The sequence below is a fragment of the Nostoc punctiforme PCC 73102 genome, from assembly GCF_000020025.1.
In the GTDB taxonomy this organism is placed as follows: domain Bacteria; phylum Cyanobacteriota; class Cyanobacteriia; order Cyanobacteriales; family Nostocaceae; genus Nostoc; species Nostoc punctiforme.
This window is the reverse complement of record NC_010628.1, coordinates 1,915,603-1,932,843: the sequence shown is the minus strand read 5'-3', so window position 1 is coordinate 1,932,843 and position 17,241 is coordinate 1,915,603. Positions and strand designations below refer to the sequence as shown.

Here is a 17,241-nt window from a genome sequence, read left to right as displayed (position 1 = left end):
GTATATCTAATTTGATATGTATTGCTAAAACCGCGATGCCTACGGCGGGCTACACCTACGCAACATGTCAAATCAGCTATGCACACATTTGGCAACACAACTCCATCATCGGGTTACATCTTATCACTGGACTTAGGTACGACAGGCAACCGCGCCTTTGTGTTTAACGCAGACGGCAAGATTGTTGGGCAGGCATACAAAGAACTAACTCAGTATTATCCTCAACCTGGATGGTTAGAACACGATGCTCAACAAATCTGGCAAGATACGTGTTGGGTGATAGAAACCGCAATTGAAAATGCCCGCATTGCTCCATCAACGATCGCAGCATTGGGACTAACTGTACAGCGTGAAACCTGCTTGATTTGGGACAAAACTACTGGTAGACCACTCCATAGAGCGATCGTTTGGCAAGATCGCCGCACTGCTCCCCTTTGTCACCAGTTACAAGAGCAAGGCTACGCTGATGAAATTTACGATCGCACTGGATTAATCATTGATGCCTATTTCTCTGCTACCAAACTTAGGTGGCTATTAGATAAGTTTACAGACGTTAACCTAAACAATGTCTTAGCTGGCACTATTGATACCTGGGTGCTGTGGAATCTTACAGGTGGGAAAGTCCATGCTACTGACCACAGCAACGCCAGCCGAACAATGTTGATGAATCTCAAAACCTGTGAGTGGGATGATAATTTACTAAATTTGTTTCAAATTCCGGCTCATATTTTGCCCAAGATTCAGCCTAGTTTAGGAGTATTTGGAGTTACTGATGCTACTTTGTTGGGCGCTGAAATTCCGATTACTGCGATCTTGGGAGATCAACAAGCAGCTTTATTTGGTCATGGTTGCGATCGCCCCGGTTTGATGAAATGTACTTACGGAACTGGTAGCTTTTTGGTAGCTCACACAGGCAATCGAATTGTGCGCTCGCACCATCAACTTATTTCTACGGTGGCATGGACACAAGCAAATCCAAGGGGAGCATTGGATGTAGGTTATGCCTTAGAAGGTAGTATGTTTACCAGTGGAGCTTGTATTCAATGGTTGCGCGATCGCCTCAAGCTGATTAAAACTGCTGCTGAAAGTGAAACGATGGCAAATCAGGTGACAGATAATGGCGGAGTCTACTTTGTGCCTGCATTTAGTGGACTGGGGGCACCCTATTGGGATATGAGTGCTAGGGGAGCCTTTTTCGGCATTACCGCCAGTGTCCAACCAGAGCATCTAGTACGCGCCGTGTTAGAAGCGATCGCGTATCAAGTTGTGGAAGTAGTACAGGCAATTAATTCATCTAGCAGTACTCCAGTTGGTCGATTAACCGTAGATGGTGGTGCTTGCGAAAATAATTTTTTGATGCAATTCCAGGCTGATGTATTAGGTATTCCAGTTGAACGTCCGATAATGCGCGATACGACCGTTCAGGGTGCAGCATTTGCAGCAGGTTTAGCTATAGAATTTTGGGAGAGCTACGAAGCGCTGGTGCAGCAACGGCAAATTGAGCGTGTGTTTGAACCGAGGAGCGATAAGCCATTATCTAACTTTGATACTTGGCAAAAAGCAGTGAAACGCACTCTGGCTTGGGAGGAGTAAATGCTTACTGTTCAGGCAAAACTTCAACTGAATGGGTACTAAAATTTTGTTCCAGATAACGTGGATCGCGCACTCCTACGTGCAAAACTAGTGCTGTAACTAATCCACCTATAGCTGCCACCAAGAAGGCAGTTCTATAGTCAATATTATCCACTATCCATCCACCTAAAAGGGGAGAAAGGATTGTGGCAGGGGCAATAAGGGTATTACCAAGACCAATATAGGCTGGTCGTTGGCGCTGATTACCAAACTCTAAGGTCATTACCGCAGCAATATTTTGCAGAGCGCTCATACCTATTCCCGCTCCTATAAATACCAAGTAAAAACAGTTTACATTTGTTGCTAGCCCAGCTAGAACCGCACTGAAAGCACAAACAACAGAACCAACTTCCAAGACCAACTTGTTACCCCAGCGATCGCCTACCCAACCCAAAACCAATCCAGCAATAGTTTGCGTTCCCATCAGCACACCAGTAATTAACCCAATAGATGCTTCTCCCATGCCTTGATGGTATACGGCATAGAGTGTATAGAAGGGAAGTGGCATTAGGGCTAATTGTGAAAGCATACGTGCGATCGCAAAGTAACGAAAATTCTTATCGCACCGGAGAATCACATTAAGACTGTCCCAAAATTCACGTCTAGTTTCAATGGTCGATAATGAGTTGTCTACTGGCTCTCGCGTCCTAGACATAAAAAACCAAGATAGAGCCATCGCAACGCTGGCACACAAAAAACAGAGAACAAAGTTAAATGGCTGGGCAATTTGCTTGAGCAGTAAACCAGCACTCAAAGCACCAATGATACTCATCAGATTAGCAGCCGCAGCTAAAGCACCGTAAAAAATGCCAAGCCTTCCCGATGGAACAATTTTAGCAACCATACTTTGCCAAGCAGGAGCGCTAAATCCGCTACCTAGTCCCTGCCAAATGAGGATGGCGAATGTCAAATATAAGATAGTTTGGTGATTGAGTTTTAGCTCTAACAAAGCAACCAGTGCTAATCCTAAAAAAGGAAGTTTCTGGTGAATTGTCAACCACATTACAGTTGGTTTGTAATACTGTAATCGAGCTATTCTATCAGCTGTTAATAGCTGAGGTAGTTGCCAACCTAAACGCGGAATAGCTGGGATCAGACCGATGAGCAATGCAGAATTGGTAAAACCACTAACAAATAGAGGGATAATCGTGATATAGGAGGCAAAACCAGCTCCTAAACCAAAAAATGCACTTTCAACAACATTGACGGTCAAGTTATGACGAAGGTCTTTTTGAATTTTAGAGTTAGGCATTTTTATAGATACTGCAAGTGTAGGTAAGTTTTTTATTCCATACCAAAATCCGGCTTTTTCAAGCCGCATTTAGATTGTTAAAAATTGGGGAAATAAAGCTATGAGAAATCTATCTCTCAGTTGAAAGAGCGATAAATACCTGTGTTATTGATTACTGGTTTTATTCAGATTATTTCGGGTATTTTTTCTCTAAAATAGGATAAATACTTTTAAAGTTTCTAGTTTTTTATTCACGGGTGGTTTTGCTAAAATGGGACAGTATTTTAAACAGATTTATATTCTTTTCTTAAGCGCTTAGTAAGTGCTAAGTACCGAACAAAAATCTGATTTCCATAGATTGTTCCCAGATGCCGCACTTAAATCATCAATTGGAAAATATTTTTGTAAAAAATCTCAAATTAGGAATCTGCAAGGTTTTTGGCAATCTACACTCCAACAATTTGGAACAAATACTGTAAACCGCGATTGTACTGAGAGATAGGGAGAATAAGTCAGGTATTGTCCAGGTGTATTTAGCAGTAGGATCAGGGCAAAGTAGAACTTGGAAACAGATCGTCAAAGGGTTGAATGGCACGCTTGGTAAGCTGAAAGCCTTGTTTATGCAAGGCTTTTGGGAAATTTCTCTTGGTGAAGATGAAGAATACGCCCAAGTTGACGTGGCATTCATACAGGCGATCGCAAAATATAGAAAGCGATAAAATACTGGTGTAAAGCCCAAGTATGGGAGGAAAGCTTGACTTCTTAATGCCAAGTCTGCGGAGTTTTTCAGTCGTTAATTATCTAATTTTTTACCGCCCTAGAAATTAATGCATTGAAGGCATCCGTTTTCTGCATAGGAGAAGAGACATTTAAAGCCTTTTTGAAGATCCTTTCAGAAGGTGCAGAGTAAACAGTTGCGAGTCAGAGTTCCCCAGAACTATTGCGTGGTAAGTTTGATTTGAGGTGGAAATTCCCATCTTAAACTTTGATAATTGATAGCTGTTTTAAAATACTACTGACATCTAAGGATGCTGCCCGCATGATTACTAAACCTAAGATTTTCATTGATGGCGAATCAGGAACCACAGGCTTACAAATTTATTCACGTCTCAATCAACGTGATGATATCGAGTTAGTTAGCATTGAGGCATCTAAACGTAAAGATGCAAGTGAGCGAGCTAAACTAATTAATACCGTCGATGTTGTTATTCTCTGCCTACCTGATGATGCAGCCCGTGAAGCTGTTAGCTTAGTAAGTAGTACTACGGTTAAGATCCTTGATGCTAGTAGTGCCCATCGGACAGCTAATGGCTGGGTATATGGGTTCCCCGAACTCAATCCAGGGCAGAGAGAGAAAATCGCCAGCGCCCAGTATGTCAGTAATCCAGGCTGTTATCCCACAGGATTTTTAGCCTGTATCCGTCCGTTGATTGCTAAGGGACTGTTCAAAAGTAATTTTCCCATCACCGTGAATGCAGTATCAGGTTACTCTGGTGGCGGAAAAAATCTTATTAAACAATACCATACCTTCCATGAACAGCAAGCCGGGGGTGAGTCACTATATCCATTCGGAATCTACGGTTTGCAGTTTGGACATAAGCATGTCAAGGAAATGCATTATTATTCAGGGTTAGCATCGCCGCCACTATTTGTACCTTCAGTAGGGGATTTTGAGCAAGGGATGCTAGTTCAAGTGCCTTTGCCGTTAGGAACTTTGGATAATCCACCATCAGGTGAGGTAATCTATGAAGCGATCGCTGATTACTACCAAGGTGAAAAGTTTGTGCAGGTTGCTCCATTCCAAGATTCTACTCTGCTGCGAGACGGAATATTTTTGGATGCGATTGCAGTGAACGGCACTAATATTGTTCAGGTTTTTGTATTCGCCAATGACACCACCAAAGAAGCATTGCTAGTTGCTCGTCTCGACAACTTGGGCAAAGGCGCATCAGGAGCCGCAATCCAAAACCTAAACATCATGCTGGGCTTTCCAGAAGAATTGGGATTGTGATGAAAAAGTATTAGGGAATGGGGAAGAAGCAGGGGACAAGGAGGACAAGGGGCAGAGGGCAGGGGGCAGGGGAGAGATTTATTCAATCAATTCTCCCTTGTCTCCCTTATCCTCTATGCCCCTTTCCCCCCTCTACCTCTTTTCAATGCCCAATGCCCAATGCCCAATTCCCAATGCCCAATTCCCAATGCCTAATTCCCAATTCCCAATTCCCAATTCTCATTATTTTGATTCTTCTTTAAGTGCCTCAAGCAATTCAATTACATGATGCTCAAAGCCTCTATTTCGATCTTGAACTGACTCAATTAAAGGTTTGTCAAAAAGATTAATGACAGTATTACCTAATTGAATACCTAAAGGTTTTAAATGCCCACCGCCTAAAGTTTCGAGAAACTCTTGAGGCGGTCTTTTCAAAATATCAGTAAACCATTCACAGGTTAATTTAGCAATCTTATCAGACTTAAAACAGACTAAACCCATGATATTAAATAACCCACTATCCTTGATTAAATTCTTGGTTTCTTCAGGGTTTGGTTTTACACCCCAACCAAGATTATCGATGATATCAGCTAAAAATTGAGGGCGAATTGCGCTGGCTGTATCGCTAATATCAGGTGCTAAGAGGATAGAAACTTGCCCTCTAATAAAGACACTGTTAATTTTGATTTTCCGACCTACATAACTGCAAATTAGTTTCTGATCTTCTATAATTTTTCGTTTAAGCTCCTCAACAAGAATGTTAATATCTTTAATTACACTTTCTATTTGGGACTTATTCGACGTATGAGATAGCAGATTCCGAATAAAAGTTTCTCTTTTTTGAATATCATCTGGCAAAGCGGTAAATCCTTCTAACAGGGAAATATATTTACAGCCAAGGCTATGTCCAATCCAAGAAAAGTTTTTATCATCTAGATAGGCTTCATAATCATATCCTTCAACAGTTGCCATCCTCACAAGCTCTGGCAGAATTTCATACTGCTCTCTCATGAGAAAACCCGCTTCTACATAATGGTCAAACGTAAAATTAAACGGTAAAAGAATAATAGTATATCCCTGCTCAAATAGAGATTGAAGCAGATGGCGATAAAAAAGCATGGGTGCAAATGTACCAAAGAAAGCCCCTGCAACAAATTGAATTACTCCTTTAGGCTGTGGATGCAGAGCAACCCAACTGTGAGAAACGGGTTTAAATCTTAGTTTTAAATTTGTATTGACCATGATTTAGCAATGAGTCTATCTGATTTTGGTAACTGTATGCTTAATCTCCAAACTGAAGTTGCTGCTTTTCGGATTATTTAAAAGATATTTTTCCAAAATTGGGATGCTCATCTCAACCAATAAACTTTACTTGTATGGATTAAAAGAGCTGGCATATTCACTCCGAGTATAAATACTTAGATTACCAAATTCAATTGACTGAAGTTCAAGCAGCCATCTAAATTTATTCTGGTATGAAAAAATTGGTATTCCAGTTAACACGCAATAAAGTTTGATACATGGTTAAATTAAATACTAAAGTTCCAAAACGGCGGAAATATATATATTTGGAGATGTAGGCAGATGGTTTTACCTAAGATATATAAGAGTTTTCTGATAATAGCTACCGTTACACTCATTACAGTATTGGCAGTTTCAGGATTTGCTAAGACCAAACCTCAACACAATGTAATAATTTTTATTACAGATGGATTGCGACCTAGTAAAGTTAATGCTCAGGAAACTCCTAATCTTCATGAAATTCGCCAGCAGGGTGTAAGTTTTGTCAATAGTCATTCGCTGTTTCCTACTTTTACTACCGCTAATGCTTCTGCGATCGCAACGGGACATTATCTCGGTGATACTGGTGATTTTAGCAATACAATTAATGTTGGCTTTCCTGTCCAAAGTGCCAGTAACAGCCCCGTTCCTTTCTTAGAAAATAATGCTGTTTTGGAGGAAATTAGCCAACACTTCGATGGTAATTACTTAAACGAAGAAAGCCTATTAGATACTGCACGTGAAGCTGGGTTTAGTACCGCCGCCGTTGGCAAGGTTGGGCCAGTATTAATTCAAGATGTTACTCAAAGAACTGGTAAATCCACAATTATAATTGATGATGCTACAGGGTCTCCAACAGGAATTCCTTTGAGTTCTGAAATAGCTGAACTATTAACAAAAAATGGCATTGCCTTAAAATCTCCGACGCGAGGAGATAATGGCAAATCTGGCAACAGCACAGTACCAGGTACAAAAGTCGCTAATATATTTCAACAACAATACTTTGCCGATATAACGACAAAAGTGCTATTGCCTCTATTTAAAAAACGGCAAAAACCTTTTGTTTTAATTTATTGGTCACGCGATCCAGATGGAACTCAGCATAACCAAGGTGATAGTCTAAACACTCTTACTCCAGGGATTAATGGTCCCACTTCACTTGCAGCTCGTCAAAATGTCGATAACAATCTCGCCCAAATCCGCGCTGTCCTCAAACAGCTAAATTTAGAAGCTTCTACAAATATTTTTGTGACGGCCGATCACGGTTTTTCTACCATCAGCAAGGAGAGCAAAACCAGCTACTCAAGGACGCTTGATTATCCAGATGTGATGAAAGGATTTTTGCCACCTGGTTTTCTAGCTATTGATATTGCTCATGGTTTAGGATTGTCTTTGTTCGATCCAGATAAGCAAAATGTTGTGGTTGATCCAACTCAGGGTCAGTTTTCTAAAAATGGTTTGATTGCTAAAGAAGCAAATAAACCTGATGTATTAGTGGCTGCTAATGGTGGTTCAGATTTGATTTATTTACCTAATAGTACAAATAACAAAGCACTTGCTAAACAAGTTGTAGATATCCTCTTAAAAGAAGATTATGTTAGTGGTTTATTTGTAAATGATAAATTAGGCTCCATTCCAGGTACTTTACCCTTAAGTGCGATCGGGCTTGATGGTAAATCTGATCTTCCTAGCCCAGCGATCGTAGTAAACTTTCGGACATTTGATACTGGTTGTGGCGACCCAACTGCTTGTGGTGTGGAAGTTGCAGACTCTTCTTTGCAGCAAGGACAGGGAATGCATGGCTCTTTTAGCCGTGCTGATACTTACAATTATATGGCTGCAATCGGTCCTGACTTTAAGAAAGCTTTTGTAGACCGAGTACCAGTAAGTAATGCTGATGTGGCTATTACCTTGGCTAAGACTTTAAATTTGAATATTCCCCATCAAGGAAAACTTATAGGTCGTGTTTTACATGAATCTTTGGTCAAAGGAGTTAAAAAAGTTTCTTTTAAATCTAATACTTTGACATCCCAACCAAGTACTAATGGATTAAAAACGATCTTGAAGTATCAAACTGTTGGCTCAACTCAATATTTTGACGTTGCTGGTTTTCCTGGTCGGACACTTGGTTTAGCAAAATAGTACGCCATTGGTATATTTAACTCTTTGAAACTTTCAAGATTATTTCATTCCCAGAAACTAAAGAAAATGTAGCAATTAACATCAGTAAGTTTTTTCTTGAGAGCTTCTCAACAACTCCAACTTTCCCCTACAGTTTGATTCTTCAAAGCTAGTTACAACACGCTTTGAAGTGATTAGCATCACCATTTTTTTGTTCATACTCTTGACATAGTTGATGACTAAAGGTTATAAAACCTTAAGAAAAATAAATCAGTCTGCCTAATCCACTATATTCCCAACAAAGATTTGTAAAGGGTAAACCGGAGCGGAGGAACCAAATCTGGGGCGTATTTTGAAGAAAGTTAATAGTTAATAGTGAGGAGTTAAAAGTTACTAAACTCATAACTCATAACTTTCTTAAGAAGGACATCTCTCAGTCCTAGCCCGTCAGCTAACTTCGTCGGCATTGAGAAGAGACTGAACGAGCAGCATTCTTAACAAGTAATGCCTTGTTCTCGTCAGTGTCCTTTGGCTGGTAACTTTGCGGTTCGTTGTACCTGCCCTCGGCCTTGAGAGAGGATAATAATATCTTGATTTCTGGCGTTTGAGGCAGGATTATTTACCTTGAGGTGAAAATCAGCTATGTTCCAGAATAAGAAACATCGCATTGCCCTAATTTCTATTGATGGCGACCCAGCGGTTGAAATTGGTCAAGAAGAGGCTGGAGGTCAAAATGTTTATGTGCGTCAAGTAGGTTATGCCTTAGCCCAGCAAGGTTGGCAAGTGGATATGTTCACTCGTCGTAGTAATTCTGAACAATCTGCGATTGCTCAACATGGCCCAAACTGTCGTACTATTCGGTTAAAAGCTGGCCCAGCCGAATTTATCGGGCGAGATAACTTGTTCGACCATTTACCTGAATTCATCGAAGAATTCCAGAAATTTCAGCAGCGCCAAGGGTTTCATTACTCCTTAATTCATACCAACTACTGGTTATCATCTTGGGTGGGTATGGAATTGAAAAAACAGCAATCCCTGATTCAGGTACATACTTACCATTCTTTAGGAGCCGTTAAATACAGAAGTATTGGTGATGTTCCCGTAATTGCAGCCCAGCGATTAGCTGTAGAAAAAGCCTGCTTGGAAACTATAGACTGTGTAGTTGCAACCAGTCCACAAGAACAGAAACACATGCGGGTACTCGTTTCTAGCAAAGGGAACATTGAAATGATTCCCTGTGGCACTGATACTGACAAATTTGGGGGAATTCAGCGAACTGCGGCGCGAGAAAAGTTGGGAATTGCCCCAGATGCCAAAATAGTTCTCTATGTTGGTCGCTTTGACCGCCGCAAAGGAATTGAAACCTTGGTAAGAGCTGTTGCCAAGTCTAGTTTAAGGGGTGAAGCTAACCTCCAGCTAGTAATTGGCGGTGGTAGCCGTCCCGGTCAGAGTGATGCAATAGAACGCGATCGCATTGCTAGCATCGTGACTGAACTCGGATTAGAAAATTGTACAACCTTTGCCGGTCGCCTAGATGAAACTGTTCTCCCCTTCTACTACGCCGCCGCTGATGTCTGCGTAGTCCCCAGCCATTATGAACCTTTTGGTTTAGTTGCTATTGAGGCAATGGCTAGTCAGACTCCAGTCGTAGCTAGTGATGTTGGTGGGTTGCAGTTTACTGTTGTACCAGAAGTCACAGGGTTACTTGCGCCTCCTAAAGATGAAGTAGCTTTTGCTGCTGCTATAGACCGTATTCTTATTAACCCAACTTGGCGAGACCAATTAGGTGAAGCGGCTCGACAACGGACAGAAATTGCCTTTAGTTGGTACAGTGTTGGATTCCGACTGACTCAACTTTACACTCGTTTGTTGGCTCAAACTGCATCCAATACTCGACCCCGGATTGCAGCTTAATTTTTACAGATTTGTGCGCGGAACTAATATCATCAGAGCGATTTTGCCGCGCACAAACAGCCAAACACAAACTACCCAACTTAGTTAATTAGGGAGTCAGAATTATGTTGAATATCGGGGATTATGCTTTTCATCAAAGAACAGGGCAAATTGGTCAAGTTTTCGGTTATGGACATCAGGTAATAGATGGAGTATACATAACCACCCTCAAAGTCAGAGTGAGCAAGCATAAAGGAACTCGTCGTCAAAGCAGATTTGTCGAAGATGCTTACTCAGGATGGATGCTGACAGAGGCAGAATAAGGCACTTAGAGTAAAAAAACATCCCATCTCTGGGTACACAACTGTGCGTACATACAAATAATTTGGGATAATTTATTTTTTGGAAGTCCTTAAACTAATAGATTTGTTTTTCTCTATTTAATAGAAAAACAAATTTAATAGTCTGTCAAGCCAACAATGCTTGGTGAGACACTTCTTAAAAATCTCTTTTTTTCTTTAACTCTGTGTTCTCTGTGGGGCAGTCGCTCATGAGGGAAACCCCCTTCTCTACGAGACGCTCCGCGTTCGCGGAGCGTTCCGTTGGCGCAGCCTCTCGTAGAGAAGGAAAGGCGCTAGCCTCTCCCTTTGGAAGAAGACCGCGCTGCCTTGCATCTGTGGTTCGTTCCTTTTACCCTTCAAACTTCGCTTAACAGACTAGTAGTAGCATTGTCAATTTAATTGTCTGCGGTTTTGGCAGCATTTTGAAGATAGCGGGGAAAGTTCACTCAACTTTCTCCGCTTCAGTTTAGCTAAAAACTTTTTTGTCACATCAACTTTATCAGTAAATCCAGACTAGTTAGGGATTTCAGCCAGCGATTTGTGCGTAATAAAGCTTGTACAATTATCAAGGCGGTTTTTACTGCCAGAATACTTCTCAGGTGTAAAATTTATCGACGGCAAAATTTTTATACTTTGTATTTTTCCATGCTTCACTTGTAGCAAAAATGCCCCAAGTTAGGCACTCATATCTTGCAATAGATAACTTTTACCCTTATGACTGGAGAGCAAAATCTTGGGAATAGAACTACGCAGTTTCGTATTTCTCGACAACCTGCAACCTCAACATGCAGCATATATGGGAACAGTAGCCCAAGGCTTCTTACCATTACCAGGGGATACATCACTGTGGATTGAAATCTCTCCTGGTATCGAAATTAATAAGATTACAGATATAGCCCTGAAATCTGCCTCTGTCCGTCCGGGAGTACAGGTAGTTGAACGACTATACGGACTATTGGAAGTTCATTCTAGCTCCCAAGGTGAAACGCGAGCTGCTGGTCAAGCAATTTTGGCGGCACTAGGAGTCAAAAGAGAGGAATGTCTGAAGCCGCGTGTTATTTCTAGTCAGATTATCCGCAACATCGATGCTTATCAAACACAACTGATTAATCGCACGCGCCGGGGACAGCTACTACTAGCAGGACAAACACTATATGTATTAGAAGTGGAACCTGCTGCTTACGCCGCACTGGCTGCCAATGAAGCGGAGAAAGCGGCGAGGATTAACATTCTTGAAGTTCAAGCTGTAGGTAGCTTTGGACGACTTTACTTAGGTGGGCAAGAACAGGATATTCTAGCAGGTGCGGCGGGAGCTTTAACGGCCATTGAAAGTGTAGCTGGCCGAGCAAATCCTCTAGGTGGTCGTCAGGAGTAAAGGAGAGAAAATGGCAAATCGAGAGCATCTAGCTTTACTGAAAGCAGGTGCAGTGACATGGATTGAATGGAGAAAGAAAAATCCTCAGATTGAACCAGACCTCAGCGCTGCAAATCTGCAAGGGCATAACCTCAGAGGCGCAAACCTCCAGGGGGTAAATTTGAGAAAGGTAGATTTAGGTAATGCTTTACTGGTGCGAGCAAACCTCAGTGGTGCTGACCTCAGTAGTGCCAACCTCAGCAAAGCGTTTCTCATTGAAGCTAACTTGAGTGATGCTAGCTTGAGTGTTGCTAACTTGAGTGGTGCTATACTTACGCAGGCAGATTTGAGCCAGGCTAATTTGATTGGAGCCGATTTGAGTGAGGCGAATCTGAGAGGCGCTGCGATCGCTCATGCTAATCTAATTGGAACTGACCTAAAAGGCGCTAACTTGAGAGATGCCGATTTAGGTGCAGCGAAGCTAATACGAGCGAATCTATCTTTTGCCAACCTGATTGAAGCTAACTTGATTGAGGCTGACCTCAGCGAAGCAAGTTTGTATGAAGCGGAAGTATTGGGGGCTTATCTTTATAAAACTGACTTATACAAAGCTAATTTGAATAAGGCTCGCTTCAGTGGTGCTTACCTGTTGCGGGCTAACTTAAGTCAAGCTGACTTGAGTCAAGCTGACTTGAGTTGGACTAACCTGAGAGGCGCGAATTTGGCAGGGGCAAATCTCAGAGGAGCCAACCTGAGAGGAGCCGACATGAGGGGAGCTAACCTCAGTGGCGTAAATCTTCAGGAGGCAATTATGCCTGACGCTTCAAAGCACGATTAGTTAGCCACAAAAGGTAATTGTGTTGATTGTTACAAGGTTTTCAGTAAGCGTAAAGCTCAGTCACTTTAGTACTGAGATATAAGCGACGTGAGCAGTAATAAAGGCAAATGAAAAATCTGGTTCCCTCCCCTTTACAAAGGGTTTGGGGCTCTATTGGGCGTAAGCCTTACTTCTTGAAGAAATCGCCGCTGTGAAAAGTCTCTTACCAGGAAATTTGCGATCGCTCTTGCACAACTCGCTGATATACTTCTTGAGTTTGCCTAGCTAATTTCGGCCAGCTAAAGCGCCGCTTTAAATCCTCATAAGCGTTATCCACTAGCCATTGTCGATAACCTGGATTTTTCAACACTTCCAAAATTCCCCAAGCTAAAGAATCGGAATTGTTCACCCAAGTAACAATACCTGTTTTAGTATGCTGCACCACTTCGGGAAAACCACCTGTATCAGAAACCACTACAGGCACGCGAGAAGCAAAGCTTTCTAAAGCTACAATTCCAAAGGGTTCGTAAAGGCTAGGAAAAACGGCACAGTCAGCAACAGTTTGGAATTTATCTAAGTAATCATCAGAGAGAAAACCTGTAAAATAGCAATGATGCCAAATTCCCAAATCCCAAGTTTGGCGCTTGAGATGGTCAGTATTGCCGCCACCAACGATAACAAATTTAACGTTACCTCCCATTTCCGAAAGGATTTTGGGTGCAGCATTAAGTAATACAGGTACACCTTTTTCGTATGTCATGCGACCGAGGTAGTAAACGATTTTCTCATTGTCTGTAGCAAATTGGCGGCGAAAATCTAGCGCATGAAAATCTACGTGATGCTGTTTCTTTTCGGCTCTGATACCGTTATAGATAACATCGATTTTGTCCCAAGGGCTGTGTAATGCTCGTTCTACCTCTTGGCGCATATAGTCGCTACAAACAATAATCCGCCAAGCATTATAAGCCAGCAAGGTTTCTTTGCCATTTATATAGCCTTGGATCTCTGTGTGAATACCGTTATAGCGTCCGTATTCTGTAGCATGAATTGTGGCAATTAGTGGTATTTTAAAACTATGCTTGAGAGCGATCGCAGCATCTCCAACTAACCAATCGTGGGCATGAATTAAATCAAAGGGCCCTTCCTCCAAGATCAACTTACCACCGTGATCTCCCATACTCAAGTTGAGATTCACTACCCAGTGGAAAAAGTCGTTACTATGTGCCACTGGCACCCGATGTACCTTTACTCCTTCAACCACCTCATACATCGATGCGTGACCAAACTCCGCCGTAATCAGGTGGACTTCATGTCCTAGCTTTACCAGTTCCGGGTACAATTCCGCTACATGTCGCGCAATTCCCCCAACAATCCTTGGCGGAAACTCCCAACTCAATACCAATATCTTCATCTGTTAGACTCCCCGACACTTTACAAATATCTAAACAACTACATTTACCTAAAAATACAAGTCTGGCGAATGCAGTGAGTACTTTTACTAAATTTTTAGATTTTTTAACAGTTATTTTGTTAAAGCTTATCAAAGGTTATCAACTGTATGCTATCGATAAGAAGCAAGGTATAATACTAATTTTTAATTTAAGACGATTGAGTGCCCGTTTTGTAACTCAGCCTTTAAGAAGGGGTAACGACGCAAACAGTATGAACTCGATCGCGTCCTTGCTGTTTGGCTATATAGAGTGATTTGTCCGCAGCATTAATCAAGTCTTGCGGCGAAGTTTCGCAATTTGGCACAATGCTGGCAACACCGAGACTGACAGTAACGCGATCGCACACACTAGATTGAGCATGGGGAATAATCAAGTCATAGACTGCTTGTCGAATAGTTTGAGCTACAGAGATTGCTCCTTCAATCTCTGTATTAGGCAGAATCACAGCAAATTCTTCGCCGCCGTAACGGGCTACTAAATCGGCTGGACGCTTAATAACACTTTTAAGCGCACTCCCTAATTGCCGCAGACAATCATCTCCTGCTAAATGCCCATAAGTATCGTTATAGCGTTTAAAAAAATCGACATCGAACAATATTAAAGACAACGGCATTTGCTCGCGTTTGAGCCGATGCCACTCATTCTCAAGATATTGATCGAATCGGCGACGATTGGCTATTTGAGTCAAGCCATCTAAAGTGGCCAATCTTTGCAGTTCTTCATTGGCAGCTTGTACTTGCTGGTAGAGTACTGATTGATGAATAGCGATCGCTACCTGACTGGCTAACTGCTGCAACAAATTAACTTCAAATGCTTGCCAGTAACGAGGTGCGCTACACTGATGAGCAATGAGTAAACCCCACAGATGCTCCCCATTCAAAATCGGTACTACCATCGCAGCCTTGATTTGATAGAGTTGTAATAACTCAAAAACATCGGCTGAAAGATCAGATTCCTGAATATTATGCAGGACTGTAGGTAATCCCTGGTAATAGTAGCTAAAATCTCGTGTTCTCGAAAATGGGTGCAGTGTCTGCTCTAATCTCTGCGGGTAGTCATCACTCAGCGATTCTGCCGCAAAATAGCCATTTCCGTCAGATTCCAACTGGTAGATTGCTACGGAATCTGAACCCAAACACTCTCGAATACTGTTGACTGTTGTATTCAGAACCTCCTCCAAATTCAATGATTGCCGAATCTGTTGAGTTACTTCAGTAATTAGCCGTTCCCCCTCTGCCTGTTGTCGCAGCAATCCTTCAGCTTGTTTGCGAGTGCTAATATCTTCTACCGAGCCAAGAATCTGTATTGGAGTGCCGCTAGCATCTCTGGCAAATACGACTTCTCGTGTATTCAGCCAAAGCCACTCTCCATTTTTGTGTCGGAATCGGTATTCGGTGGAAAGAACTTCATTGTCGCTAAGGTTGACGAAGCGACTTGGTACGTCATAACAGAGGTGTTGGTCGTCTGGATGAAAGCAATTCATTAACCACTGCGGATCTACGTTACAAAATTCCTCTGGAGAGTAGCCTAAAATACTAAGACTTTTTTGGTTAAGATAAATGCTTGTTCCTTTTAAGAGGTCAAATAAATACAAAATATGCGGTACGGTATTAGCAACCTTTTGGAGAAAGTCTTGACTTGAGCGCAATGCGTCTTCAGCTTTTTGGCGTTCGCGCAGCGCGGCTTGATATTCACTAATATCTCGTCCCTCAGAAATCAGTAATGTTACACACCCTGTTTCATCGAGTATGGGACGTAGTGAAAAATCAATCGCGATCACTCCATCGTCTCGACCCAAAACCTCAACTTCATAGCGAATAGATTCACCATTAGCAGCAGCAGCGATCGCAGTTTTTAATTGTGCTTGTGTCTCTGAAGAAATTGTCCACCATTTTGCTTCCCAAAATGGCTTACCGACTACTTCTTCTCGAGTAATCCCAGCAAAGTCCAGTGCTGTTTGGTTAGCCTCTAATACAATTCCATTGGGCTGAAGTAATCCGATAAACTGATTGGTTTGATTGAAAATCGCCCGGAATTTTTGCTCATTTTCACTTAATGCTTCTTCTACCTGTTTGCGGTCAGTAATATCTCGTCCAACAGATTGAAGTTCTACAAGAGTACCCTGGTCATCAAATATCCCTCGGATAATCCAATGCGTCCATAGCAAGCCTTGGCTTGCTATGGCGCGATTCTCAATGGCAATCACGGGATTTTCGGAAGTAATGGAATTTACTAGACTAAATACCCGTTCCCGGTCTTCCTCAAACACAACAGGTTCGTAGTGTTGGGCAATAATTTCTTCTCGCTTCAGTCCAAAAAATCGACAGAAAGCTTCATTAACAAAAGTAACAATACCATCTGGTGAGCCTCTAGCAATCAGTTCCGTTTGATCTTCGAGGATGACACGATAACGCGCTTCGCTCTCTTGCAATGCGGCTTCTGCCTGTTTGCGTTCGCTAATATCGAACACTAAACCCTGAAGTACCTGAGTTTCTCCATCTGCACAGAGAACAAGATTAGCTTGATCCCGCACCCAAATTGTTCTACCATCGCGCCTCATCATTCGATACTCGACCCTCAAAGGCTCTCCGGTGGCGATTGTCATGTTTACAGCTTGCCAATAGCGATCGCGATCGTCTGGATGAGTGTGATTTAACCAACTATTAAAAAAACCGTGATGCCAATCTTCGGGAGCAATGCCTAACAATTGTTGCAGTTGCGGACTAATATAAGCTTCTTGAGCAGTGCTATTAATCGGTAAAATATAAACAACGCCCGGAATTTGTTCTACCAGAGTGCGGTAATTCTGCTCTGCCTCAGAGAGTTCTTCTTGGGCCTGCTTGCGACTCATGATGTTTTGAATTTCTACAATAAATATATATTTTGCTGTTAGAAATCCTGCATTAGAGGCACGCTCAGGGATGTTTGAGCCAATGGCGAGTTAGTCTCTGGCTTTCTGAAAGCTAAACCTACCAGCAGCAGGCTGAAACTCTTACGCTTGAGGCTGCTGTTGACAGCCTTTGTTATTAAAATTAACGGATGTTGAAAAAGAATTCAGAATTCAGAACACGAATATTTTGGTAGGGAACTATCCAGACGTTTGCAGACTCGCTATCCGCCACTTGGAATT

Annotated in this window: 12 protein-coding genes and 1 riboswitch; of the genes, 8 read left to right on the top strand and 4 right to left on the bottom strand. The window is 42.1% G+C overall.

Annotation, left to right across the window (positions count from 1 at the left end; genetic code table 11):
• Positions 1-78 precede the first annotated feature (78 nt).
• Positions 79-1,593 (top strand): glycerol kinase GlpK, encoded by a 1,515-nt coding sequence (gene glpK / locus NPUN_RS07935; protein WP_012408271.1) that lies wholly within the window; start codon positions 79-81, stop codon positions 1,591-1,593.
• A 4-nt stretch (positions 1,594-1,597) separates the two neighbouring features.
• Here the strand turns inward: glpK and NPUN_RS07930 are convergent, their stop codons facing one another.
• Entirely contained in the window at positions 1,598-2,953 is a 1,356-nt protein-coding gene (locus NPUN_RS07930) for an MFS transporter (RefSeq protein ID WP_012408270.1), read from the bottom strand.
• 437 nt (positions 2,954-3,390) lie between these two features.
• On the opposite strand from NPUN_RS07930, the gene NPUN_RS07925 reads away from it, so the two are divergent.
• Together NPUN_RS07925 and argC are read left to right on the top strand one after the other, a co-directional pair.
• Positions 3,391-3,582, top strand: a complete 192-nt coding sequence (locus tag NPUN_RS07925; RefSeq protein WP_012408269.1) for a hypothetical protein — start codon at positions 3,391-3,393, stop codon at positions 3,580-3,582.
• A 323-nt stretch (positions 3,583-3,905) separates the two neighbouring features.
• Positions 3,906-4,874 carry an N-acetyl-gamma-glutamyl-phosphate reductase gene (argC, locus tag NPUN_RS07920; RefSeq protein ID WP_041565990.1) on the top strand — a complete coding sequence of 323 codons (969 nt, stop codon included), beginning with the start codon at positions 3,906-3,908 and terminating at the stop codon, positions 4,872-4,874.
• Between the two features lie 222 nt (positions 4,875-5,096).
• Here argC and NPUN_RS07915 read toward each other — a convergent pair whose 3' ends face one another.
• Positions 5,097-6,095, bottom strand: a complete 999-nt coding sequence (locus NPUN_RS07915; RefSeq protein ID WP_012408267.1) for a DUF1350 family protein — start codon at positions 6,093-6,095, stop codon at positions 5,097-5,099.
• Positions 6,096-6,437: 342 nt separating this feature from the next.
• Between NPUN_RS07915 and NPUN_RS07910 the strand changes: the two genes are divergently transcribed.
• The 5 genes from NPUN_RS07910 to NPUN_RS07890 all read left to right on the top strand — a co-directional run bounded on the left by NPUN_RS07910 (position 6,438) and on the right by NPUN_RS07890 (position 12,681).
• Positions 6,438-8,276 (top strand): alkaline phosphatase family protein, encoded by a 1,839-nt coding sequence (locus NPUN_RS07910; protein ID WP_012408266.1) that lies wholly within the window; start codon positions 6,438-6,440, stop codon positions 8,274-8,276.
• 245 nt (positions 8,277-8,521) lie between these two features.
• Positions 8,522-8,736: riboswitch (cyclic di-AMP (ydaO/yuaA leader) on the top strand.
• Positions 8,737-8,897: 161 nt separating this feature from the next.
• On the top strand, positions 8,898-10,169 hold the full coding sequence (locus NPUN_RS07905) for a glycosyltransferase (protein ID WP_012408265.1): 1,272 nt from the start codon (positions 8,898-8,900) through the stop codon (positions 10,167-10,169).
• A 104-nt stretch (positions 10,170-10,273) separates the two neighbouring features.
• Positions 10,274-10,471 carry a hypothetical protein gene (locus NPUN_RS07900; protein ID WP_012408264.1) on the top strand — a complete coding sequence of 66 codons (198 nt, stop codon included), beginning with the start codon at positions 10,274-10,276 and terminating at the stop codon, positions 10,469-10,471.
• 751 nt (positions 10,472-11,222) lie between these two features.
• On the top strand, positions 11,223-11,864 hold the full coding sequence (locus NPUN_RS07895) for a beta-carboxysome protein CcmP (RefSeq protein WP_012408263.1): 642 nt from the start codon (positions 11,223-11,225) through the stop codon (positions 11,862-11,864).
• Positions 11,865-11,874: 10 nt separating this feature from the next.
• Entirely contained in the window at positions 11,875-12,681 is an 807-nt protein-coding gene (locus NPUN_RS07890; protein ID WP_012408262.1) for a pentapeptide repeat-containing protein, read from the top strand.
• A gap of 202 nt (positions 12,682-12,883) precedes the next feature.
• On the opposite strand, the gene NPUN_RS07885 is transcribed toward NPUN_RS07890, so the two are convergent.
• Positions 12,884-14,071: a glycosyltransferase family 4 protein gene (locus NPUN_RS07885; RefSeq protein WP_012408261.1), complete on the bottom strand. Its 1,188-nt coding sequence runs from the start codon at positions 14,069-14,071 to the stop codon at positions 12,884-12,886.
• A gap of 224 nt (positions 14,072-14,295) precedes the next feature.
• Positions 14,296-16,962, bottom strand: coding sequence for a PAS domain S-box protein (locus NPUN_RS37385; RefSeq protein ID WP_012408260.1), 2,667 nt, complete (start codon positions 16,960-16,962; stop codon positions 14,296-14,298).
• Between the last annotated feature and the right edge of the window lie 279 nt (positions 16,963-17,241).

What these genes read in the sequence shown, in the direction of transcription:
- NPUN_RS07900 (WP_012408264.1), top strand. Translation starts at nt 10,274, where the DNA reads ATGTTGAATATCGGGGATTATGCTTTTCATCAAAGAACAGGGCAAATT.
- NPUN_RS07915 (WP_012408267.1), bottom strand. Translation starts at nt 6,095, where the DNA reads ATGGTCAATACAAATTTAAAACTAAGATTTAAACCCGTTTCTCACAGT.
- NPUN_RS07905 (WP_012408265.1), top strand. Translation starts at nt 8,898, where the DNA reads ATGTTCCAGAATAAGAAACATCGCATTGCCCTAATTTCTATTGATGGC.
- NPUN_RS07885 (WP_012408261.1), bottom strand. Translation starts at nt 14,071, where the DNA reads ATGAAGATATTGGTATTGAGTTGGGAGTTTCCGCCAAGGATTGTTGGG.
- NPUN_RS07890 (WP_012408262.1), top strand. Translation starts at nt 11,875, where the DNA reads ATGGCAAATCGAGAGCATCTAGCTTTACTGAAAGCAGGTGCAGTGACA.
- glpK (WP_012408271.1), top strand. Translation starts at nt 79, where the DNA reads ATGCACACATTTGGCAACACAACTCCATCATCGGGTTACATCTTATCA.
- NPUN_RS37385 (WP_012408260.1), bottom strand. Translation starts at nt 16,962, where the DNA reads ATGAGTCGCAAGCAGGCCCAAGAAGAACTCTCTGAGGCAGAGCAGAAT.
- NPUN_RS07930 (WP_012408270.1), bottom strand. Translation starts at nt 2,953, where the DNA reads ATGCGGCTTGAAAAAGCCGGATTTTGGTATGGAATAAAAAACTTACCT.
- NPUN_RS07910 (WP_012408266.1), top strand. Translation starts at nt 6,438, where the DNA reads ATGGTTTTACCTAAGATATATAAGAGTTTTCTGATAATAGCTACCGTT.